16 protein-coding genes are annotated in these 23881 nt (G+C 61.1%); 7 read left to right on the top strand and 9 right to left on the bottom strand.

The window, feature by feature from the left end; all coding sequences use genetic code 11:
• Positions 1-41: 41 nt before the first annotated feature.
• Positions 42-3572: a chromosome segregation protein SMC gene (gene smc / locus ACYVIT_RS05655; RefSeq protein WP_415808396.1), complete on the bottom strand. Its 3531-nt coding sequence runs from the start codon at positions 3570-3572 to the stop codon at positions 42-44.
• A gap of 262 nt (positions 3573-3834) precedes the next feature.
• On the opposite strand from smc, the gene lplT reads away from it, so the two are divergent.
• Positions 3835-5145 carry a lysophospholipid transporter LplT gene (gene lplT / locus ACYVIT_RS05650; RefSeq protein WP_415808395.1) on the top strand — a complete coding sequence of 437 codons (1311 nt, stop codon included), beginning with the start codon at positions 3835-3837 and terminating at the stop codon, positions 5143-5145.
• Positions 5146-5299: 154 nt separating this feature from the next.
• Here lplT and ACYVIT_RS05645 read toward each other — a convergent pair whose 3' ends face one another.
• Both ACYVIT_RS05645 and tsaB read right to left on the bottom strand, forming a co-directional pair.
• Entirely contained in the window at positions 5300-6337 is a 1038-nt protein-coding gene (locus ACYVIT_RS05645) for a uracil-DNA glycosylase (protein WP_415808394.1), read from the bottom strand.
• Positions 6334-7662 (bottom strand): tRNA (adenosine(37)-N6)-threonylcarbamoyltransferase complex dimerization subunit type 1 TsaB, encoded by a 1329-nt coding sequence (gene tsaB, locus ACYVIT_RS05640; RefSeq protein ID WP_415808393.1) that lies wholly within the window; start codon positions 7660-7662, stop codon positions 6334-6336. The genes ACYVIT_RS05645 and tsaB overlap by 4 nt, the downstream gene beginning before the upstream one ends.
• Before the next feature lie 133 nt (positions 7663-7795).
• Between tsaB and risA the strand changes: the two genes are divergently transcribed.
• The 4 genes from risA (at position 7796) to ACYVIT_RS05620 (ending at position 11150) form a co-directional block, all read left to right on the top strand.
• A complete protein-coding gene (gene risA, locus ACYVIT_RS05635) occupies positions 7796-8530 on the top strand; it encodes a response regulator transcription factor RisA (protein ID WP_094821448.1) in 735 nt (244 codons plus the stop codon).
• A 34-nt stretch (positions 8531-8564) separates the two neighbouring features.
• Positions 8565-9959 carry a two-component system sensor histidine kinase family protein gene (risS, locus tag ACYVIT_RS05630; protein WP_460478166.1) on the top strand — a complete coding sequence of 465 codons (1395 nt, stop codon included), beginning with the start codon at positions 8565-8567 and terminating at the stop codon, positions 9957-9959.
• Between the two features lie 69 nt (positions 9960-10028).
• Complete coding sequence (locus ACYVIT_RS05625; RefSeq protein ID WP_415808391.1) at positions 10029-10577, top strand: peroxiredoxin; 549 nt, start codon at positions 10029-10031, stop codon at positions 10575-10577.
• Between the two features lie 54 nt (positions 10578-10631).
• Positions 10632-11150, top strand: coding sequence for a carboxymuconolactone decarboxylase family protein (locus ACYVIT_RS05620; protein ID WP_415808390.1), 519 nt, complete (start codon positions 10632-10634; stop codon positions 11148-11150).
• A 634-nt stretch (positions 11151-11784) separates the two neighbouring features.
• Here the strand turns inward: ACYVIT_RS05620 and ispF are convergent.
• A complete protein-coding gene (gene ispF / locus ACYVIT_RS05615) occupies positions 11785-12273 on the bottom strand; it encodes a 2-C-methyl-D-erythritol 2,4-cyclodiphosphate synthase (RefSeq protein WP_415809051.1) in 489 nt (162 codons plus the stop codon).
• Positions 12274-12313: 40 nt separating this feature from the next.
• Entirely contained in the window at positions 12314-13096 is a 783-nt protein-coding gene (locus ACYVIT_RS05610) for an IspD/TarI family cytidylyltransferase (protein WP_415809052.1), read from the bottom strand.
• Positions 13097-13125: 29 nt separating this feature from the next.
• Between ACYVIT_RS05610 and mfd the strand changes: the two genes are divergently transcribed.
• Together mfd and serB are read left to right on the top strand one after the other, a co-directional pair.
• Positions 13126-16587, top strand: a complete 3462-nt coding sequence (mfd, locus tag ACYVIT_RS05605) for a transcription-repair coupling factor (protein ID WP_415809053.1) — start codon at positions 13126-13128, stop codon at positions 16585-16587.
• A 138-nt stretch (positions 16588-16725) separates the two neighbouring features.
• Positions 16726-17583: a phosphoserine phosphatase SerB gene (gene serB, locus ACYVIT_RS05600; protein ID WP_415809054.1), complete on the top strand. Its 858-nt coding sequence runs from the start codon at positions 16726-16728 to the stop codon at positions 17581-17583.
• 894 nt (positions 17584-18477) lie between these two features.
• On the opposite strand, the gene ACYVIT_RS05595 is transcribed toward serB, so the two are convergent.
• From ACYVIT_RS05595 to nuoL, 4 genes are all read right to left on the bottom strand, one after another.
• A complete protein-coding gene (locus ACYVIT_RS05595; protein ID WP_415808389.1) occupies positions 18478-18801 on the bottom strand; it encodes a DUF2818 family protein in 324 nt (107 codons plus the stop codon).
• A 61-nt stretch (positions 18802-18862) separates the two neighbouring features.
• Entirely contained in the window at positions 18863-20347 is a 1485-nt protein-coding gene (nuoN, locus tag ACYVIT_RS05590) for an NADH-quinone oxidoreductase subunit NuoN (protein WP_415808388.1), read from the bottom strand.
• Positions 20348-20356: 9 nt separating this feature from the next.
• Entirely contained in the window at positions 20357-21859 is a 1503-nt protein-coding gene (locus ACYVIT_RS05585) for an NADH-quinone oxidoreductase subunit M (RefSeq protein ID WP_415808387.1), read from the bottom strand.
• Positions 21856-23880, bottom strand: a complete 2025-nt coding sequence (gene nuoL, locus ACYVIT_RS05580) for an NADH-quinone oxidoreductase subunit L (protein ID WP_415808386.1) — start codon at positions 23878-23880, stop codon at positions 21856-21858. Before nuoL ends, ACYVIT_RS05585 begins: the two co-directional genes overlap by 4 nt.
• Position 23881 lies beyond the last annotated feature (1 nt).

Here is a 23881-nt window from a genome sequence, read left to right as displayed (position 1 = left end):
TCAATCCTGCGCTGCGAGGCAGCGCCCTTCCGTTGTAGTGGTTATGCGGCTTCGGAGGCCATTTGCACGGCCGAATCAATATCAACAGCAACGATACGCGAAACCCCTTGTTCTTGCATGGTAACGCCGACCAATTGTTTGGCCATTTGCATCGCGATCTTGTTATGCGAGATGAACAGGAACTGCGTTTGCTCGCTCATGCTGCTCACCAGGTTGGCGTAGCGCTCGGTATTGGCGTCATCCAACGGGGCATCCACCTCGTCCAGCAAGCAGAATGGCGCAGGGTTCAGTTTGAACAATGCGAACACCAGTGCCGTGGCGGTCAACGCTTTCTCACCACCTGATAACAAATGAATCGTGCTGTTTCGTTTGCCAGGCGGCTGCGCCATGACCTGCACGCCTGCGTCCAGGATTTCGTCGCCGGTCATCGTGAGCTTGGCTTCACCGCCGCCAAACAGCCGGGGGAACAGCTCGCCAAAGTGGCCGTTAACCGTATCGAACGTCGCCTGCAGCAGCTCGCGCGTTTCGCGATCGATTTTGCGGATGGCGTCTTCGAGGGTATCGATCGCCGTCAGCAAATCCTGTTGCTGGGAATCGAGGAACTCCTTGCGTTCGCGCGAGGCATTGAGCTCATCCAATGCGGCCAGGTTCACGGAGCCCAGCGAATCGATCTGACGGGAAATACGGCCGACTTCGGATTGCAGCCAGTTGGCCCGGCGCCATTCATCGGGGCGATCGGCCAGTTCCCGAGCCAGGGTCTCACGGTCTACCTCACGAGCATTCAACTGCTCGGTGAATTGCTCCTCGGCCAGACGAGCAGCCTGCTCTTGCAATTGCAGTTCGGTGATGCGCGCGCGCAGCGGTTCCAGCGCACGCTCTTGTTGCATGCGTTCTTCGTCGGCGCCGCGCAGCAGGGCCGACAGGTTGTCGAGCTCTTGGCGCGCCCGGGTCAGGGCTTCTTCGCGCTCGGCTCGCGCCTCCAGCGCGTCTTGCAAGCCGGCTTGCGACGCAGACGCATCGAACTCAGCCAACTCGGCCTGCAATTGTTCGAGCTCGACGGCCCCGCGTTGGCTTTGATCGATGGCCAACTGGCGATTGCGTTGCAGATCCGCGATACGCGATTGCACGCCGCGCTCGGCAAACTCGGCCTCCTGGGCCGCGCGCTCGAGTTCGCGCAATTTGGCACGAGCAGCCTCGGCTTGCGCGGCGAGGTCTTCGCCTGCCATCTCGGCATCAGCAAAACGCGACTGATGCTCGCCCAATTCCTGGTCCAGCGTTTCGAAACGCGCCTCGGCCTCTTCGCGTGTGGCACGCAGGTCTTCCTCGTGGGCTGCGATTTCCTCTAGGTCCTGGCGCAGGCGAGTCGCCCGTTCGCCCGATTGTTCGGCCTGCTGCTGCAAACGCGAGTGTTCGAGCTGAATGTCGTGCACCCGGCGCGTCACTTCAGCGACGCGCTGGCGTGCTGGCGTAATGGCCTGCGACACCTGCTGCCATGCGCTCTCGGCGCGCGCCACGGCGGCTCGCGCCTGGTCCGCAATCAGCTGATGCGCCTTGATCTCGCGCTGCAGGTTTTCGATTTCCTGCTGGCGAGCGAGCATGCCTGCCTGCTCGGAATCGGGAGCATAGAACCGCACGCTATGCGCATCGACCAGATGCCCGGCCTGCACCACGCATGCGGCGCCAGGCGGCAGTGTCGCACGAGCCGCCAGTGCCTGGCCCATGTCGGCAGCGGTATAGACGTTGCGCAGCCAGTCGTTCAGCAACGTGCGCAGGTCTGGATCGGTAATGCGCAACAAGCTCGCCAAGGGCGTCAACCCCGCGGGCGCAGCCGGTGCCGGCGCCGCAGCCGGAACCTGATAAAACGCCAGGCGCGCGGGCGGAGCGTCCTCGGCAAAGGCTCGCGACCAGTCCAGGTTGCGCACCTCCATGGCGGCCATGCGCTCGCGCAGGACGGCTTCCAGGGCGTTTTCCCAGCCAGGCTCGATATGCAGCTTTTGCCACAGCCGTGCCAGGCCGGTCAGCTCATGCTTGGCGAGCCAAGGCTCTAGCGCGCCTTGCTTCTGGACGTCTTCCTGCAGCTTGACCAATGCGGCCAAGCGAGCCTCCAGGCGGGCCAGTGTCTGCGCGTCCTGTTGGGCGGCTGTCTGTGCGCGGCTGCGTTCGGCGTCAGCCTCTGGGACCCGGGCTTCCAGGTCAGCGAGCTGTTGCTGGGCTTCTTCGAGCTGGTCCTCGCCCACCGCACGGTCGCCCGCCAATTGCTCCAGCCTGGCGAGATCCGGGGTGTGCAATTCGCGTAATTCCTGCTGCAGGCGCTCGCGGCGTTGCTCCAAGTTTTGCAGTTGGCGGTCGGCATCGCGTTGTGTCTGTGCGACCAGGGCCAGATTCTGTTCGACACGAGCCAAGGCCCCGCGCATCTCGTCACGCGAAGCCGCGGCATCGCGCACCCGGGATTCCGTCGCAGGCAGGCTGGCCTGGGCTTCTTCGGCCTGCGCACGCGCTTCTTCGGTACGAGCGGCGCTGGCGGCGAGGTCTTCTTCGGCCTGGGCGATCTGCTCGACACAGTGGGCCTGTTGGGTTTCCCATTCGGCGATCTGCTGCTGCAGTTGATCACGCCGCGCCTGCAGGCGGTTACGAGAATCGACCACGTGGCGGATCTCCGCCTCGAGGCGGCTGACCTGCGCGTTGGCCTCGTAAAGCTGTCCCTGGGCAGTGTGCACGGCGTCGCTGGCGGCATAGTGGGCCTGGCGGCGCGACTCCAGCTCGAGTTCGCCAGCACGCAGCCCCGCGATGGCCGCCTCGAGGTTGGTCTGGGCCTGCGCCATGTCCTGGTTCTTGCGCTGGCGTTCATCGCGCGCGCCGGTTTCTTTCAGGAGCCAGAGGGCAAATTGTTTTTTCTCGCCGTCGGCCTGCAACTCGCGGTATTGGCGGGCCACCTCGGCCTGCGCCTCGAGCTTTTCCAACTGCGATCCCAATTCGCGCAGAATGTCTTCGACGCGGGTCAGGTTTTCCCTAGTATCGGAAAGGCGATTTTCCGTTTCGCGGCGACGTTCTTTGTAGCGCGAGACGCCGGCGGCTTCTTCGAGGAAGACACGCAATTCCTCGGGACGCGCCTCGATCAGGCGGTTGATCATGCCCTGACCGATAATGGCGTAGCCACGCGCGCCCAGGCCGGTGCCCAGGAAAATATCGTGAATATCGCGCCGGCGTACCTGCTGGTTGTTGACGTAGTAACTGCTGGTGCCGTCGCGCGTGAGCACGCGGCGCACCGCGATCTCGGAATAAGCGCTCCATTGGCCTGCAGCGCGGCCTTCGCTGTTGTCGAATACCATTTCGACAGACGCCCGCGCGGCAGGTTTACGATGGCCCGAGCCGTTGAAAATCACGTCCTGCATGGATTCGCCACGCAACTCGGAGGCCTTGGCCTCGCCCAACACCCAGCGGACCGCATCAATAATGTTAGATTTGCCGCAGCCATTGGGTCCCACGACCCCCACCAGCTGGCTGGGTACGGGGATCACAGTGGGATCGACGAACGATTTGAATCCGGCGAGTTTTAGTTGAGTCAGGCGCACAGTACGATGGATGGACGGGTGGGGTTGAACGAAACGCGTTGAACAGACCTGCCCTACGAATAGCGAACCGGCCCCTCGGGGACCGTAGAATGGCGAATCTAGTGTGGCTCGTATGATACCCCAGGCTGTTGCCGGCCCACGCTGAAAACGACGCTAATCCCATCATCCACACGTCAGACGCTATACTCGCTGACACTTTTTTTTCATCCGAAACAGATTTTTCACCGCTGCCGATTTGCCGGCAGCCACCGGGGACTCTCTTTTGAAACGCGGGTTTTATCTGGTCATGGCCGCTCAGGCCTTCTCGTCTCTGGCGGACAATGCACTGTTCATTGCGGCGATCGCCTTGATTCTGGAATTGCATGGCCCAGACTGGATGGCGCCGCTGATGAAATGGTCGTTCGCACTGTCGTACGTGGTGCTCGCGGCATTTGTCGGCGCAGTCGCTGACTCGTTCCCCAAAGGGCGGGTGATGTTCGCCACCAACGCCCTCAAGGTCTCCGGCTGCCTGTTGATGTTCCTCTATGCCAACCTGGGCGTTCCCGAGGAATACCAGACCTATCTGGTCTGTGTGGCCTATGGCCTGGTAGGCGTCGGCGCTGCCGCCTACTCGCCTGCGAAATACGGCATCGTGACCGAAATGCTGCCCCCGGAAATGCTGGTCAAGGGCAATAGCTGGATCGAAGGCCTGACCGTGTTCTCCATCATTCTGGGGACGGTATTGGGAGGCGTACTGATCTCTCCGGCCACCTCGACCCTGCTGCTTGATCACCACATCATCGGCAAATGGGTGCACACCCCGGCCGAAGCCGCCATTCTCGTCATTGCCTGCGTCTATCTGCTGGCCGCGCTCTGCAATCTGCTGATCCCCAACACCCATGTGCGCTATCCGCCGCAACAGAAAAATCCCATCAAGCTGACACGCGTCTTTGCCAGCTATGTCCGCGTCCTGTGGCAGGACAAGCTGGGACAGATTTCCCTCGCCGTCACCACCCTGTTCTGGGGAGCCGGCGCGGTCCTGCAATTGATCGTGATCGAGTGGGGACGGCAGCATCTGGGCTATAGGCTCGACGAGGCCTCGATGCTGATGGGCGTCGCAGCCGTAGGCACCGTCGTGGGCTCCATTCTGGCGGGACGCATTCCCCTGCGCAAAGCCTTATGCGTCTTGCCCGTCGGGGCCCTGATGGGTCTGGTGGTACTGCTCATGCCGCTGGTGCACAGCACGTGGGCGGTTTACGGCGTCCTGCTCCTGACGGGCGGGCTAGCCGGGTTCTTTGTCGTACCGATGAATGCGCTGCTGCAGCACCGGGGACATGTCCTACTGTCGGCCGGGCACTCCATCGCCGTGCAAAACTTCAACGAACAGCTCAACATCTTGTTGATGGTGGCGGTTTATACGCTGATGCTGTGGCTGGAAATGCCGATCAACGTCGTGATCGTGCTGTTTGGCGTGCTGGTCGCGATCCTGATGGTGTTGTTCATGCGCTGGAGCCGCCGCAACCTCAACGCGGATCCCGCACTGCACGAGCAAATCGGCCAGGAAGGACACGGCCACGCGATCAAGCAGCATTGAGCGCCCGGGCGATGAACGCCAGTTGCTGAGCGCTCATTCAAGTGTCACGGCGATTATCCTGGGTGGCTGCGCCTGCGTGACCTGACATTTGGCCTGACGCCGGCCTCTGCAGCCTTGGCTGATCATTACCCCAGGCCAGGGAGCCTGTCAGCGTTCAGGTCAAGGCCATTGCGAGTTGCAGATCTTGCCATGCGCGCGCCTTTTCGACCGGGCTGCGCAGCAAATACGCCGGGTGATAACTGACCACCACGGGAATCCGATGCCCGTCGTCCATGGTCCACACATGCTGGCGTCCGCGCAGACTGCCTATGGTGGCATCCGTTCCCAACAGGGTCTGGGCGGCAAAACGGCCCAGCACCAGGATCCGCTCGGGTCGAATCAGCTCAATCTGCCGCTTCAGGTATGGACTGCACGCGGCAATTTCCTCGGGCTTGGGGTTGCGATTGCCCGGCGGCCTGCACTTGATCACGTTGGCGATAAAGACGTCTTTTTCGCGGCTCATCCCCACGGCGCTCAACATCGCGTCCAGCAGTTGGCCGGAGCGCCCAACGAACGGTAGGCCCTGACGGTCTTCTTGCTCGCCCGGCGCCTCCCCCACGACCATCCAGCGCGCAGGACGAGCGCCCATGCCGAAAACGGCATGGCGGCGCCCCTGGCACAGGCCACAGGCCGTGCACTGCTGGACCTGTTCGCGCAAAGCATCGAAATCGGTCGCGGCGACAACGGGCTCTATCGTAGGGGCCGGCGCAGGCGCCGCGGGCGCGACGCCTGCTGGTGGGCGGGGCTGCGTCGACGCAGGCCGCACGGGCGCGCCTGCACGTTCGCCCTGGGCGGACGCCCCTGCCGCAGGCGGAGCCTCCGCGCGGCGGCCTTCTATGCCGAGCGAATCCGCGCCACCGCCTGCATCAGAATGTCCGGCACCGCCCGCGGCATTCGAACGCATCATTGCGCCATCGCCGGCAATGGGATGTCCCCCTGCCCGCAGCGCGTCTCTTGCCTGGGCCGCCGGATCCTGGCGTGCACCGGCATCAGCGTCCGAGGCAGGCGCCTGCGCCGAAAGCACCGATGCCGCCGGCAGCGGCTGCGGATCCGCAGCCTTTAGCCAGGTTTTCTCGATACCGATTTCGCGCAGCCAGAGTTTTTGCAGCGCATTGATGCGAGGAGCCGCCATGTCGTCAAGCACCGGCGTCATTGCGACGATCCCTCGCTCACCAGCATTTTCTGCATCACCAAGGCGTCCTCGCGCTGTCCCTTACCCGTAGGATAATAGCCGCGACGCACGCCGATACGCTTAAAACCGCTTTTTTCGTAGAATGCCAGCGCAGACGTATTGGACGGCCGCACCTCAAGCATCACAGCAGGCAAATCCTGTTGCCGGGCGATTTGCTCGCACCACGCCAACAGCACACTGCCCAGACCTTGGCGATGATGCTCGCGAGGCACGCCTATCACTAGCAAATGCGCCACGTCGGGCGCCAGCATCACCAGGCAGAACCCGACGACCTTGCCGCCCTGACGCAGTACGCAAGCCTCGTATCCCGAGGCCAATGCATCCGCAAAATTGCCTCGCGTCCAGGGAAATGCCTGCAAGCTGGCCTCCAATTCGGCTACGGCATCCACATCCGGCTCGGCCATGGGCTCGAGTACTGGCGCGGGCCAGGCAGGTACGGCCTTGGGGTTGCCCCCCAAACCGCGCTCGCGTTCCGCCGTCGTAAAGGCGATTTTGTCTCGCACATACAAGGGCGCGGCCAACTCGGGAGCTGCCGCCTCGCCTCGCAACCATGCCTGGCGCGCCAAATGCGCCACAGCGCTGGCCTGAGGCCGTGCGGCAGCATGGCGCCGCCAATTTGCGGGCGGCGCCATCTCAGCCGCGTAAACATCCCACGCGTCCCCGGCCAAACGCAGGGTTGTCCCCGCGGACGGGGCAATCACTCCGCCGACCAAGCCGCCTGCCAAGCCATCGACCAGCCCACCGGCCAAACCATGGCCCAACCGTTCGGCCTGGTCATTGGCCGCCCATAACGGCAGATGATGCTCGGCCCAGGGCACCGCCTCGTCCGCGGCGATCAGCATAGGCGCCTGCAAGGTCAGCCAAGGACGCTCGCTGTCCGTCCGATAGGCGTAGGCGGCCAGATAGACCTCGTTCATGCGGGCATCCAGCGCCACCAGGACCATGCCCCCCGGTTGCGCGCCGATTTCGTGCGCCACCGCCAGATGAGACACAATGGGCACCACGGGTATCCCCAGCGCCAAGCCCATCCCCTGAGCGACGCCGCAGGCGACTCGCAAGCCCGTAAAGCCCCCTGGCCCCTGACCAAACGCGATCGCGTCCAGGTCCCCTGGCGTCAGCCCTGCCTGCTCCAGGAGCTGTCCCGCCATCGGCAGCAATCGCTCGGCGTGTTCCTGGGCACCTTCGTGCTCCAGCACGGAAACCGTGCAACCCGCATCGGTTTCGCGCAAAAGGGCCACCCCGCAACGCGAGGAGGAGGTTTCGAGGGCCAGCAGGTTCAAATTCATAGGGAGAGATTGTACGAAATCCAAAGAACCCTCCCCTAGGACCAACGGGGGGATTTCAACCTTAATGCGCAATGTGTAATATCTTGTGAATACCCACTAGCCGTTGATTCTTGTCACTGTTACATTTCCGGCCATGAATACGCAAAACACCAATCCCGTCCGCAAAATTCTCGTCGTCGATGACGATCCTCGCCTGCGCGATCTGCTGCGCAGGTACTTGTCGGAACAAGGATTCAACGTCTTTGTCGCCGAAGACGCCAAGGAAATGGGCAAGCTCTGGCAGCGCGAGCATTTTGACCTGCTCGTTCTGGATTTGATGCTGCCCGGTGAGGACGGTTTGTCGATCTGCCGCCGCCTGCGTGGTGGTCACGACAATACCCCCATCATTATGCTGACAGCCAAGGCCGAGGAAATCGACCGCATCGTTGGCCTCGAAATGGGCGCCGACGACTATCTGTCCAAGCCCTTCAACCCCCGCGAACTGCTGGCCCGTATCAACGCCATCCTGCGCCGCCGGGGCACCGAAGAGCATCCCGGTGCTCCCAGCCAGGAAAACGAGTCCATCGCGTTTGGACCGTATACCCTCAATCTGTCGACCCGTACCCTCACGCGCAACAACGAACAAGTCCCCATCACCACGGGCGAATTCTCCGTGCTCAAGGTCTTTGCGCGTCACCCCAAGATCCCGCTGTCGCGTGACAAGCTGATGGAATTGGCCCGCGGCCGCGAATACGAAGCCTTCGATCGCAGTCTGGACGTGCAAATCTCGCGTTTGCGCAAACTGATCGAACCCAACCCGTCCAAGCCGGTCTTCATCCAGACGGTCTGGGGTCTGGGCTACGTCTTCGTTCCGGATGGTGGCAGCTGATCGTCCCAAAGGATCTCGACAAGCACGACGTCTTGTGCCCGGTGTACGCAGGATCCTTCGCAACCTGACCTCACGACTCAGGTTAGGGCTGTTCGGCCGCACATTTCTGCTGCTGGCAGCCCTGATGCTCGTGAGCCTCGGGGCATGGCTGCAGGTTTTCTTCAGCATGGAACTCGGCCCGCGCGCCAACCAAATGGCGCAACGGGTCATCACGGCCGTCAATATCACCCGCACCGCGCTGATCTATTCCGACGACACCGAGCGCAGCAAGCTGCTGCTGGACCTGGCCACCAACGAGGGGATCCAGGTCTATCCCCGCGAAGTCACGGATTTCACCGAGGCGTTGCCCGAAGACGACTACTGGCAACGTGTCGCCCAGCATATACGCACCCGCTTTGGGCCCGAGACCCAGATCATGTGGGGCGTCAATCAGGTTCCGGGCTTCTGGGTCAGTTTCCAGATCAACCAGGACTTGTATTGGCTCGTCTTCGAACGCGAACAAATCGGCCTGACGGGCGGCATTGAATGGCTGGGCTGGGGCGCCACTGCCCTGTTGCTCTCTCTCGTGGGGGCTGCGGTCAGCGTGGGCTTTGTCAATCGGCCGCTCTCCCGCCTGGCCCGGGCGGCACAGGTACTGTCCCGTGGCGAAACACCTGCCTCCCTGCCCGAAAACGGCCCGCTGGAGATCCGGGATCTCAACGCCTCGTTTAACCGGATGGCAAAAGACCTCCGGCAAGCCGAAGCCGATCGCGAACTGATGCTGGCGGGGATTTCGCACGATTTACGCACTCCGCTGGCCCGCATGCGGCTCGAGATCGAGATGAGCGGCGTGTCCGAGGATGCGCGCCAGGCGATCGACGATGACCTGGGGCAAATCGATCACAGCATCGGCCAGCTGATGGAATACGCTCGCCCCGCGGGCTCCCTGCCCCAAGTCGCCACGAATATCTCCGAAATCCTCGCAGAGCTATACGAGCGCGAACGCAGCCATACCGCCTCTTTAGGCGGCAATCTGGACGCGTTCATCGAACCCGACCTGCACGCCCGCGTCACGGCCCTGGACCTGAAACGCGTTGTCAGCAACCTCATCGAAAATGCCCGCCGCTACGGCCGTTCTGCCGATGGCCAGGCTCATCTGATCATGAGTCTGCATGGTGAAGGCAGTTCGCTGATCATCGAAGTCTCTGATCGTGGGCCGGGCATCGCCCCCGATGACGTCGATCGCCTGCTCCGCCCCTTTTCTCGGGGCGAGGCAGCGCGCACAGGCGTCAGCGGAGCAGGCTTGGGCTTGGCCATTGTCGAACGGTTGCTCAAGCACGTGGGCGGCTCACTGAAAATGCTGGAACGGGCGGGCGGCGGATTAACCGCAAGGATAGAGATTCCCAAAGCTCGATTTAGAAATTATCAATTAGACAGCGATAGCCAATAGCGTAAAATTTGGGTCTTAGCACGCGATACTGTGTGCCTTCATTCCACCCAACAACTTACGGGAGCATTCATGAAAACTGTTGGCGATAAACTCGAGCCCTTCAAGGTTGCCGGTGTCAAGCCTGGCTTCAATCAGCACGAAGAAAACGGTGTTTCGGCGTTCGAAGACATCACCGAAAGCTCCTTTCCCGGCAAGTGGAAAATCATCTACTTCTACCCGAAAGACTTCACTTTCGTGTGCCCGACCGAAATCGTCGGCTTCAACAAGCTGGCCAATGACTTCGCAGACCGCGACGCTGTCCTGCTGGGCGGTTCCGTGGACAACGAATTCGTGAAGCTGGCATGGCGCCGTGAGCACCCGGACCTGAACAAGCTGGGTCACTACCAATTCGGCGACGTCACCGGCTCGCTGATCGACCAACTGGGCATCCGTGACAAAGAAGCTGGCGTCGCTCTGCGCGCTACCTTCATCGTCGATCCGGACAACACCATCCAGCACGTGTCGGTCAACAACCTGAACGTGGGTCGCAACCCCGAAGAAATCCTGCGCTTGCTCGACGGTCTGCAAACCGATGAGCTGTGCCCCTGCAACCGTACGGTTGGCGGCGCAACGCTGTAATTTCTCAGCCCGGCCCTGCCGGGCTTTTCCTGATCCAGATTATAGGTAAAAACTATGGAATTCATCTCAGCCATCAAGGAGCAACTGCCGGATTGGGCCAAAGACATTCGCCTGAATCTGGACGGTGTGATTGCCCGTTCGACGCTGGCCCCCGAAGACGCCGTAGGCGCCGCCCTGTCGGCCGCCTTTGCAGCTCGCAGCCCCGTGCTGATCGAGGCATTCAAAAGCGGCCTGTCGGAAACCGACGCCAATGCCGCGCTGACGGCCTCGGCGTTGATGGGCATGAACAATGTCTGGTATCCCTACGTGGAGATGACCGGCGACGATCAGCTCAAAAGCCTGCCGGCGCAGTTGCGGATGAATGCATATGCGACGCATGGCGGGGTGGATAAGAAACGCTTCGAGCTGTTTGCCTTGGCGGCTTCCATCATCGGTAAATGCCATTTCTGCGTGCAGTCGCACTATGAGAATCTGAAGAAAGATGGATTCAGTGTGGAGCAACTGCGGGATGTGGGGCGGATTGCGGCTGTGGTGAATGCTGCGGCGTTGTCGTTGGCTGCCCAAGGGAAGTGATTTTGCTGCGGGTGGTTTAGTAGTACTTATGGACGTCGATGCGGGGCAGTGGCTGCGTGGGGGCTTCACGTGGCCGGTCCGGCGCCCTGCGCGCCGGACATCGCGTTCGCTCACCTCGTCCGCGCGTTCGCGCTCCCTACGGTGTCCGCTCCGCTCGACCACGAGGCGCTCACATGCAATAGATGCACCATCAAAGCAGTGCGCCACGCATCATCGTCGCAAGCCTCGATCGCAGCCAAGCAGATCTTCCAACTGGCACCACGCCACCCCGTCGCATGCCCGGACCGATCGCTTGAGGGGGACGCGCAGGGCGTCCGCCGAAAGCAGCACCGTAAGATCTTTCTCTCTTCCATTGCGGCTGCAGAAAAACGCCAAGCAAGAAAGTCGTGCCGGCGATGCAGAGAATTCTAATTGCTGCCAGTCGAGCCGAGGCAATCGGCCCGGCCGGGCGCCTCAAAGTCGAGCGAGCCGCCACCGTAGGGAGGCCCGTAGGGGCCGGACGAGGTGAGCGACGCGGTGTCCGGCGCCCGCGCGCCGGACCGACTTTGTGAAGCCCGGCCGGGCCGATTGCCTCGGCTCGACGACCAACAGAACCCCTACCTAGCCCCAAAACATCAACCCGCAAAAAAACCCGTCACTCCCCCCGAGCCAGCAAAGCAACCACCGTAGCGGCAATCCCCTCTTTACGCCCCAAATACCCCAACCCTTCGTTAGTCTTGGCCTTGATGTTGATCACATCAACCTCAACGCCCACATCCGCAGCGATATTCGCCACCATTGCGGCGGCATGAGGGCCGACTTTCGGCGCCTGGGCATGAACGGTAGCGTCGATATTCACCGGCACCCACCCGGCTGCACGGATTTTGGCAACCGCATCTCGCAACAGCACACGGCTATCGGCGCCCTTATAGGCAGGATCCGTATCAGGAAAATGCCGCCCGATATCCCCCAATCCAGCCGCCCCCAGCAACGCATCTGTCACCGCATGCAGCAACACATCTGCATCCGAATGCCCCTGCAGCCCATGCGTATGCGGGATCGTGACGCCACCGATAATCAACGGACGGCCCGTCACCAAGGCATGCACGTCAAAGCCCTGACCGACTCGGAAAGGAAAACTCATCCAATACTCCAAAAAGCTTGCTGCCCCAAAACGGAACGTGTCAAACCCATTTTCCCATCAATTCAAAATCATCCGGCCACGTCACCTTGAAATTGCGCAACGACCCAGGCACCAGCAAAGGAGCATAGCCAGCCGCCTCGATGGCCGAAGCCTCGTCAGTGACTGCCACACCCGCGGATTGCGCACTCGCCAACGCCGCGCGCAGCAGACCTGCGCGGAACATCTGGGGAGTTTGGGCCAGCCATAGCCCCTCGCGATCCAGCGTCGCACGCACACGGGGCTCCGCAGACGTGGAATCGACCTCAGAGGGCCTACTGTCACCAAGCGGTATCGATACTTCAGCGGCAGATTGGCCGCGCGCAGCCCCCGTATCGAGCCTGCGCTGCGATTTCACCGTATCCGCCACCGGCAATGCCAGCAGTCCGCCCACAGCGTCAGAAAGGCAAGCATCAATCAGACGAGCCAACGCCTCCGCAGGCAAACCCGGGCGCGCTGCGTCGTGAACCAGCACCCAGTCACCATCTGCCGCCCCACTGTCAGCCAACGCCGCTGCCACCGTCTCAGCCCGTGTAGGGCCACCACACGACCGGCAGACGGTGCGGGGCAAGCCAGCCAGGGCCTCAGCGGCCCAGCCATCATTGGCAGACACCGCCACCCGCACCTGGGCAATACGGGCGTCCGCCAGCAACGCCTGCACCGCGTGGCGCAGCATAGGCTGCCCCGCAATCAGGCGATATTGCTTGGGCGGGCCCGATTCGCCGGCCCGTGCAGCACGCTGGCCGACGCCGGCGGCAGGAACAATTGCAATTAGAGAGTCAGTCATGGCCGAGAGATTTTATAATCTTCCGCCTGATGTCTGATTCCTCACTACTCAATGCGGCCTCGCGGATCCCCGCCACTGCCGCCACACTGTCCGCCCTGAAAGCCGGCACCCGCTACGCGCAGCCGCGTCCACCAGGCTCGGCCGACGCATGGCTATTGGCCGATCTCGCCCGGCAAAGCGGCCGACCGCTCGTCGTTTTGACGGCGGCGCCCCTGGAGGCACAGCGGCTCGCCGACGAGATTCCCCAGTTCGCGCCCGATCTGCGGGTACGGCAATTGCCCGACTGGGAAACGCTGCCGTACGACGCGTTCTCGCCCCACCAGGATTTGGTGTCGGAACGCCTGCACACCCTGCATGCCCTCATGCAGCATACGGTCGACGTGCTGCTGGTCCCGGTGACAACCGCCTTGTATCGATTGGCCCCGCCCTCGTTTCTGGCCGCCTATACATTCTCGTTCAAGCAGAAAGACAAGCTGGACGAGGCCGCGCTGCGCGCCCAGCTGACATTGGCGAACTACGCTCACGTGACCCAGGTGACTGCGCCGGGGGAATTCTGTCTACGTGGGGGACTGATCGATTTATTCCCCATGGGTTCGGCAGTGCCCTACCGGCTGGACTTGTTTGACGATGAAATCGAGTCCATACGAAGCTTTGACGTCGACACGCAACGCAGTCTGTACCCTGTGCGCGAGGTACAGTTGCTGCCGGGCCGCGAGTTTCCGATGGACGAGGAATCGCGCAATCGGTTCAGGGCGCGTTTTCGCGAGGAATTCGAGGGCGACCCGTCCCGCGCCCTGCCCTACAAAGACATCGGCAACGGCATTGCTTTTGCCGGTGTCGAGTATTACCTGCCGCTGTTCTTTGACGAAACTGCAACGCTATTTGACTATCTGCCGGCCGATGCGATTACTGTCACATTGGGCGATATCGAAGATGCGATCCAGCGCTTCACCCAGGACACCAGCACCCGTTATACCTTTCTGAAAAGCGACCGCGAACGCCCAGTACTGCCGCCCTCGGCCCTGTTTCTGGACAGCGAAGGACTGCATGGCCGATTCAAGGCGTTTCCACGCCTGGCATTGACCGAGGGCGCGCCGCATCCGGATTTCTCCACCGCGCCCAACGTCAGCATCAGCCGTCGCGCCGAAGACCCCATCGCTCGCCTGCGCGCCTTGTTGGCGCGCGGCGAATCGCGCGTCTTGCTGTGCGCAGACTCGGCAGGCCGGCGCGAAACGCTGGCGCAAATGCTGACCGAGTTCGACCTGCCACCCGATGCGCAGCCGGAATCGCTGCAGGAATTTCTCGTCTCTCAGTCCGCTTTTGCCCTGCTCGCGGCGCCGCTGTCGGCAGGCTTTGGCATCCCCTCGGCCGAACTGCTGTTTCTCACCGAAAACGATCTGTATCCTGGCAATGCCGGTGGGACGCGACGTGGCCGGCGCGATCAGGAACGTACCAGCAACGTCGAAGCGATGGTGCGGGACCTGTCCGAGTTGCGGGCTGGCGACCCGGTCGTCCACGCGCAGCACGGCATCGGGCGATACCATGGCCTGATCAACATGGACATGGGCGACGGCGAGATGGAATTCCTGCATCTCGAATACGCCAACGGCAGCACGTTATACGTGCCCGTTTCGCAGTTGCACGTCATCGCTCGCTATAGCGGCGCAGACCCCGAGGCCGCACCGCTGCATCAACTGGGATCGGGGCAATGGGACAAGGCTCGCCGCAAGGCCGCGCGCCAGGTGCGCGACACTGCCGCCGAACTGTTGGCGCTGTACGCGCAACGCGCCGCACGCGAGGGCTATACCTTTAACCTGCCCATCAACGATTACGAAGCCTTCGCCGAAGGCTTTGGCTTCGAAGAAACGCCCGATCAAGCCGCCGCGATCCAAGCCGTCATCAGCGACATGACCTCGGGCCGCCCGATGGATCGCCTGGTGTGCGGCGATGTCGGCTTTGGCAAAACCGAAGTCGCGTTGCGCGCCGCTTTTCTGGCCGTCGCCAACGGCAAACAAGTGGCCCTGCTCTGCCCCACGACATTGTTGGCCGAACAGCATGCCCAGACCTTTGCCGATCGCTTTGCCGATTGGCCTGTGCGTGTAGTCGAGCTATCGCGTTTCCGTTCATCAAAAGAAGTCGCCGATGCCGTCACAGGCATCAACGATGGCCGCGTCGACATCGTGATTGGCACGCACAAGATCCTGTCTAAAGACGTACGGTTCAAGCGTCTGGGCCTGGTCATCATCGACGAAGAGCACCGCTTTGGCGTACGCCAGAAAGAGGCGCTGAAGGCCCTGCGCGCCGAGGTGGATGTCCTGACGCTGACCGCCACGCCCATCCCCCGCACCCTGGGCATGTCGCTCGAAGGCATACGCGATTTCTCCGTCATTGCCACCGCACCGCAAAAGCGTCTGGCGATCAAGACCTTTGTCCGTCGCGAAGACAGCAGCACCATACGCGAGGCCCTGCTGCGCGAACTCAAGCGTGGCGGCCAGGCCTATTTCCTGCATAACGAAGTCGAGACCATCCACAATCGCCGGGCGCGCCTCGAAGAACTCGTCCCCGAGGCCCGCATCGCCGTCGCGCACGGCCAGATGCCCGAGCGCGAGCTGGAACAAGTGATGAAGGGCTTTTATCAGCAGCGCTTTAACGTGCTGCTGTGTACCACCATCATCGAAACCGGTATCGACGTACCCAGCGCCAACACCATCGTCATCCATCGCGCTGATCGCTTCGGCCTGGCGCAATTGCACCAGTTGCGCGGCCGGGTCGGGCGCTCGCACCACCAGGCTTATGCTTACCTGCTGACGCCCGGCGAAGACGCAATTACCTCCAACGCCAAAAAGCGCTTGGAAGCCATTCAGGCGATGGAAGAACTGGGCTCTGGCTTTTATCTGGCCATGCACGATCTGGAGATCCGCGGCACGGGCGAAGTCCTGGGCGAATCGCAATCGGGCAACATCCACGAAATCGGCTTCTCGATGTACAACGAGATGTTGAACGAAGCCGTACGCGCGCTCAAGGCGGGCGAAGAGCCCGATCTGGATGCGCCGTTCAACCTGGCATGCGAGGTCAATCTGCATGCCCCGGCGTTGTTGCCATCGGACTATTGTGCAGACGTGCATGCACGTCTGGCGATCTACAAACGTCTGTCGCATGCCGAAGACGAAGACGATCTGATCCGCATCCAGGAAGAGCTCATCGACCGCTTTGGCAAACTGCCCGAGGCCGCACAGGTACTGCTGACCACGCATCGCCTGAGACTGGCAGCGCAGCCGCTGGGTATCATCAAGATCGATGCCAGCGAAAACCAGGCACTGATCCAGTTTGGCCCCAAGACCACGGTCGATCCCGCGCGGATCATCGAGCTGATACAAAAGCAGCGCCACATCAAATTGGCCGGTCCGGACAAGTTGCGTATCGAGTTCACCGTCGTCAAAGTTTCCACGCGTGCCGATGCCGTACGTGCGGTGCTGCGCTCATTGAAATAGCCATGCGTGCCGACATACTCGTTCAAACACCCTTTGCATGGCGCTGAAAATGCGCCTGCAAAATAGCCTCTCTCATGTCCGCGGTATGCTTTGAGCAGCATCAGCACGCACCGGCCCCTCACCGACACACTTTCTGCCATGTCTACCACTCATCTCGTCATTCAATCCCCGGCGCTCGGCGCTGCCCAGGTCGAACAATTAGCGGCCCTGGCGCAAGCTCAAGGCGTCGTCCATCTCAGCGCCACGGCCTCTCGTCTATTGGACGTATCGCAAGACGCCGATGTGCGCGCACAGGTCACGGCCTGGGGAGAACAGCATGGCATCGACACGGCATTCGTGCCTGCCGGCGTGCGTCTGTCTCAATGCAAGGTATTGGCGATGGATATGGATTCCACGCTGATCAACATCGAGTGCATCGACGAAATCGCCGGCGTCGCGGGGGTCAAACCCAAAGTCGCCGAGATCACCGAGGCTGCAATGCGGGGCGAAATCAAGGACTTCTCCGAAAGCCTGCGCCGTCGGGTGGCCTTGCTGGAGGGCACGCCGGCATCGGCCCTGGAACAGGTTTATGCAGACAAACTGCGTCTGAATCCGGGTGCGGAGCAATTGATATCAACGGCACAGGCGGCAGGGATCAAGGTGCTATTAGTGTCTGGCGGATTCACGTTCTTTACGGAACGCCTGCGCCAACGGCTGAACCTCGATAGCGCGTATGCCAACACCCTGGAAATCAAAGACGGCGTGCTGACTGGCAAAGTGCTTGGCGATATTTTGGATGCAGACGCCAAGCTGATGCATCTGCGGACGTTCGCCCAGACATATGGGGCGACGGTGGATCAGATCATTGCTCTGGGAGATGGGGCGAATGACCTCAAGATGCTGGGGTTTGCGCGCTATGCCGTTGCCTATCGGGCTAAGCCTATTGTGCGGCAGCAGACGCCTTATGCGTTGAACGTGGCGGGATTGGATGGGGTGCTGAATTGGTTTGAGGGTTGATGGGGGGTGATGGTTTAGTGCTATTGGACGTCGATGCGGGGCAGTGGCCGCGTGGGGGCTTCACGTGGTCGGTCCGGCGCGCGGGCGCCGGACACCGCGTTCGCTCACCTCGTCCGCGCGTTCGCGCTACCTACGGTGTCCGCTCCGCTCGACCACGAGGCGCCCCCACGCGGCCACTGCCCCGCATCGACTCGCACTGTCTCTAATTCCTCCCATCGCTGGCACGAGTTTCTTGCTTGGCGTTTTTCTGCATCAGCCTGGGTAAAGAGAAAGATCTTGCAGGGCTGCGATGAGCGGGTGCCCTGCACACCCGCTCATCGCGTTCGGGATCTGCATGCATAGGCTGTGGCACTGTTGCATAACAAAAGATCTCTCGAGCTGCATTGGGCTGATGTCACGGGATGACACACGCATGCAATAGACGCACCGTCAAAGAAATGCGCCACGCATCATCGTCGCCAGCCTCGATCGAGGCCAAGCAGATCTTCCAATTGGCACCACGCCACCCCGCCGCATGCCCGGACCGATCGCTTGAGGGGGACGCGCAGGGCGTCCGCCGAAAGCAGCACCGTAAGATCTTTCTCTCTTCCATTGCGGCTGCAGAAAAACGCCAAGCAAGAAAGTCGTGCCGGCGATGCAGAGAATTCTAATTGCTGCCAGTCGAGCCGAGGCAATCGGCCCGGCCGGGCGCCTCAGAGTCGAGCGAGCAGCCACCGTAGGGAGGCCCGTAGGGGCCGGACGAGGTGAGCGACGCGGTGTCCGGCGCCCGCGCGCCGGACCGACTTTGTGAAGCCCGGCCGGGCCGATTGCCTCGGCTCGACGACCAACAGAACCCTGCCCCCCGATTCAGCCCAAAAAAAACGCACCTCATACAGAGATGCGCCCGAACAACTCTCACCCTCTAGCCACAGGATGCCGCTTAAACAGATACCGAAACACAAACCCCGGATACCCCAGCACCAGATACAGACTAAAGGTGATCGCGTAAAACTCCCACCGCTGAGCAAACGGATTCCCCAAGGCCGCTTCAAAAGCAAACCCCAGGCCCATCACCATTGCGTAATACAGCAAGAGCTCAACCATACGCAGCCAGAACGGCTTGACCACGGTGCCCCGTTTCCACGGCAGCACCGTCAACACTCGCTCAGTCAAGAACGGCAAATTCGCGCTGACTAAAGCAAGAGCGATGAGCAGCCAAACAGCCAAGGTCTGGTTCATGACCATCCCCCTATCGTGTTCGACCGCGTCATCGCCCTATTACGCACAGGTATCGCCTACCTCACAGACCCAGAGAGGTCTGAATCGCGTGCACGCACAATGCCATCAAGCCACCAGGCAGAATACCCAGGACGAGGATCAATGCGCTATTGACCGACAACACACCGCAATGGCTGGAAGGTGCCGCGATCTTGCCAGCGTCAGCAGCCGGCTCGTCGAAGTACACCACCTTGACCACACGCAGGTAGTAGAACGCGCCGATCAGCGAAAACACCACGGCCACCACCGCCAGCCACACGTAGCCGGCATCCACCAGCACTTGCAGCACAGCCAGCTTGGCGTAGAAGCCCACCATCGGAGGAATACCCGTCAGCGAGAACATCAACAGCAGCAGCAATGCAGCATGCCACGGGCTGCGGCGGTTCAGGCCCTTGAGGTCATCGATCTGCTCGCACTCAAAACCCTGACGCGACAACAACAGAACCATGCCGAAAGTGCCCAGCGTGGTCAGCACATAGATCAGCATGTAAAACAACGACGCACCGTAGGCATTCGCCGACGCATCAGGTTTACCTGCCACGACACCCGACATCAGCCCCAACAGCACGAAACCCACATGCGAAATCGTGGAGTACGCCAGCATGCGCTTGAAGTTCGTCTGCGCGATCGCAGTCAGGTTACCAATGGCCAGCGACAGAATCGCCAGGATCATCAGCATCGGTTGCCAATCGGCAGCCAGACCATGAAGGCCTTCCACCAGCAAACGCAGCGTAATCGCAAACGCGGCCAGCTTCGGCGCAGCGCCCAGGATCAGCGTCACAGCAGTCGGGGAACCCTGGTAAACGTCAGGCACCCACATATGGAACGGCACCGCGCCCAGCTTGAACGCCAGACCCGCCACCAGGAACACCACGCCGAATACCAGCGCCATATTTTCCTGCTTGCCAGCCGCGATGACATTGGAAATCTCGACGATATCCAGATGGCCAGTCGCCCCGTACACCATGGACATACCGTACAGCAGGAAACCCGAGGCCAATGCGCCCAGCACGAAATACTTCATGGCGGCTTCGGTGGCGACCACATCATCACGACGCAACGCGATCAAGGCATACAGCGCCAGAGACATCAGTTCCAGGCCCAGATACACGCTGATCAGGTTACCTGCCGAGATCATCACCATCTGGCCTAACAGCGCCATCAGCGATAACACATACAGTTCACCGCCGCGCAGCATGTCGCGGACTTGTGCGTAAGCACGGCCGTAAATCAGCGTCACCGCAACGGCAATGTACGACGCGACCTTGAGCAGGTGCGACAGATTGTCGGCCACATACAGGCCATTGAACGTACGACCCACCGTGCCGTTTTTCCATTGCAGCAACGAGACGACGGTCACCACACCCAACGCCAGCAGCGTCAGCACAAAAGTGGGCTTGCGCTCGGGATGAGTGCTGATCGCATCGATCAGCAGAATCGCCAGACCGAAAATCAGCAACAGAATCTCGGGCGTAGCCAAGGCGAAATCAATGTGAGATTGCATCATGAGTCAGTCTTACAGTTTCGAGATGGCAACGTGTTGCAGCAGGGCCTCGACCGAAACGTGCATGACGTCGGTAAAGGGCTTGGGATAGATACCCATGTACAACACAGCGATAGCCATCACGCCAAGAATCAGGAATTCACGGCCGTTGATATCGGTGAGTTCACGCACATGATCGTTGGCGATATCACCAAAGGCCACGCGCTTGACCATCCACAGCGAGTACGAGGCCCCCAGAATCAGCGCCGTCGCAGCCAACAGACCGATCCAGAAGTTGTGCTCGACCGCACCCATGATGACCATGAACTCGCCCACGAAACCGCTCGTGGCGGGCAAGCCGCTATTGGCCATGGAGAACAGCACAAAGAACGTCGTAAAGCGCGGCATGACGTTGATCACACCGCCATAATCGGCAATGCGCCGCGAGTGCATGCGGTCATACAGCACACCGATACACATAAACATCGCACCCGACACGAAACCGTGCGAGATCATCTGAACGATCGCACCCTCGACACCGGCGGTGTTGAAGATGAAAAAGCCCAGGGTCACAAAACCCATGTGAGCCACGGACGAATACGCGACCAGCTTTTTCATGTCGTCTTGCACGATGGCAACGAGACCGATATAGATCACGGCAATCAGCGACAACGCGATCATCAGGCCAGCCAGGCTATGCGAGGCATCCGGTGCAATCGGCAACGAAAAACGCAGGAAGCCATAGGCGCCGAGCTTGAGCATGATGGCCGCCAGCACGATCGAACCGCCGGTAGGCGCCTCGACGTGGGCATCCGGCAACCAGGTGTGCACCGGCCACATCGGCACCTTGACCGCGAACGCTGCGAGCAAGGCCACAAAGATCAGGATCTGCGGCGTGTGGCCCAGTTTGACTTGGTGCCAGGTCAGGATATCGAACGAGCCGCCCGAAACATTCCACAGGTAGACGAATGCCACCAGCGTCAGCAACGAGCCCATCAAGGTGTACAAGAAGAACTTGAACGCAGCGTAGACGCGATTCGGACCGCCCCACACCCCGACGATGATGTACATCGGGATCAGCGTGGCTTCGAAGAACACGTAGAACAGCATGCCGTCCAGCGCCACGAACACGCCCACCATCAGACCCGAAAGGATCAGGAAGGCGGCCATGTACTGCGATACGCGGCTGGTGATGACCTCCCAGCCTGCCAGCACCACGATGATGGTGATGAAGGCGGTCAGCAGCACGAACCAAAGCGAGATACCGTCGATACCGAGGTGATAGTTGACGTTGAAGGCTTCGATCCAGGGGGCTTTTTCGACGAACTGCATGGCAGCCGTCGAGGAATCAAAACCGGTGTACAGCGGAATCGTGACCAGAAAGCCCGCAATCGCGCCAATCAAAGACAAGCCACGTGTCAGCCCAGGCCGGTCATCGCGGCCCAGGGCCAGCACCAGCAGGCCGAATACGATCGGAACAAAGATCGCAAGCGTTAGCCAGGGAAAAGTGTTGGATGCCATGTCGCTTGCCATCATTGGGGAATCAGCACAAAGAAAGTAATCAGAGCCATGATGCCGATGATCATCGCGAACGCGTAGTGATAGATATAGCCGGACTGCAGATGACGGCTGATTGCAGCCACCCAGCCGACCACACGAGCGCTGCCGTTGACCAGCAAGCCATCGATCAAGCCGCGGTCGCCGCGTTGCCACAGGCCGTAGCCCAGGCAGCGCGCGCCACGCGCGATGATCTGTTCGTTGACCCAGTCGACGAAGTACTTGTTCTCAAGCACTTTGTTCACGCCCGACAAGCTGGACTTGATCGCAGCCGGGACCTTGGGGTTGATCAGGTAGCAGTACCAGGAAATCACTGCGCCGGCGACCACCAGCCAGAACGGCAGGGTCTGGAATGCATGCATCCCGAAGGCCACCCAGCCGTGCCATTCTTCGTGCAGTTCGTGCATGGCGGGATGCTGCGGCAGCACCTTGATCACGCCGTCGAAGAAACCGCCGAACAGCATCGGATCGACCACCCAGGCGCCGATCAGCACCGACGGAATAGCCAGCAACACCAGGGGCAGCGTCACGACCCATGGGGACTCGTGCGGCGTGCCGCCGTGATGGCCATGATCGTCGTGACCGTGGTCGTCATGACCATGGCCGTGCGCGTGGCCACCGCTGGTATCAAAGCGTTCCTTGCCATGGAATACCAGGAAGTACACGCGGAACGAGTACAGCGAGGTCACGAACACGCCGATCAGGGTTGCGTAATAAGCGAAGGTCGCGCCCCACACGTTGGCGGCACCCGCAGCCTCAATGATGTGTTCCTTGGAATAGAAACCAGAGAAGAACGGGGTCCCCACCAGCGCCAGCGTGCCCAGCAGGAACGTGATCCAGGTAATGGGCATGTACTTGCGCAGGCCGCCCATGTTGCGGATGTCCTGATCGTGGTGCATGCCGATGATGACCGAGCCCGCCCCCAGGAACAGCAGCGCCTTGAAGAACGCGTGCGTCATCAAGTGGAAGATCGCGACCGAGTAGGCCGAGGCGCCCAGCGCCACCGTCATGTAACCGAGCTGCGACAGTGTGGAATATGCCACCACGCGCTTGATGTCGTTCTGGATGATACCCAGGATACCCAGGAACAATGCGCCGATCGCACCGATCACGATGATGAACGACAGCGCCGTATCCGACAGTTCGAACAGTGGCGAGAAACGCGCCACCATGAAGATACCGGCGGTCACCATGGTGGCCGCGTGGATCAGCGCCGAGATCGGGGTCGGACCTTCCATCGAGTCGGGCAGCCAGGCATGCAACGGCACCTGGGCGGATTTACCCATCGCACCGATGAACAGGCAGATACATGCCACCGTCAACAGCATCCAGTCCGTGCCGGGCAGCGTTTGAGCAGCCAGCGTATCGGCCTGGGCAAACACCTCGCCGTAGTGCATGGTGCCAGCGTAGGCGAACAGCAGGCCGATCCCCAACACGAAACCGAAGTCACCGACGCGGTTGATCAGAAAGGCCTTCATGTTGGCGAAAATCGCCGTCGGACGGGTGTACCAGAAACCGATCAGCAGGTACGACACCAGGCCCACGGCTTCCCAACCGAAGAACAGCTGAACCATGTTGTTGGACATGACCAGCATCAACATCGAGAAGGTGAACAGCGAGATGTAGGCGAAAAAGCGTTGATAGCCAGGATCATCCGCCATGTAGCCGATGGTGTAGATGTGCACCATCAACGACACCGAGGTGACCACCACCATCATCATGGCCGACAGCGGATCGATCAGGAAACCGATCTCGAGTTTGGTCTGGCCGATCAGGCTCCAGGTGTAGACGGCGCCGTCAAAGGTGTGGCCGTTGAGCACGTCGCGCAGCACGATCACCGAGCCGATCGCGGAGATCAACACCCCCAGGATGGTGATGATGTGGGAACCGCGGCGGCCGATCGGCCGGCCCAGGAACCCGGTGCCGAACAGCCCGGCGAGGATCGCACCGGCCAAGGGGGCCAGCGCAATCAGCAAGTACAGATTGGGTGAACTAGACATT

The sequence above is a fragment of the Bordetella muralis genome, assembly GCF_054781015.1.
Note: the sequence above shows the minus strand (reverse complement) of the source record. Positions and strands in the feature narration are given on the sequence as shown.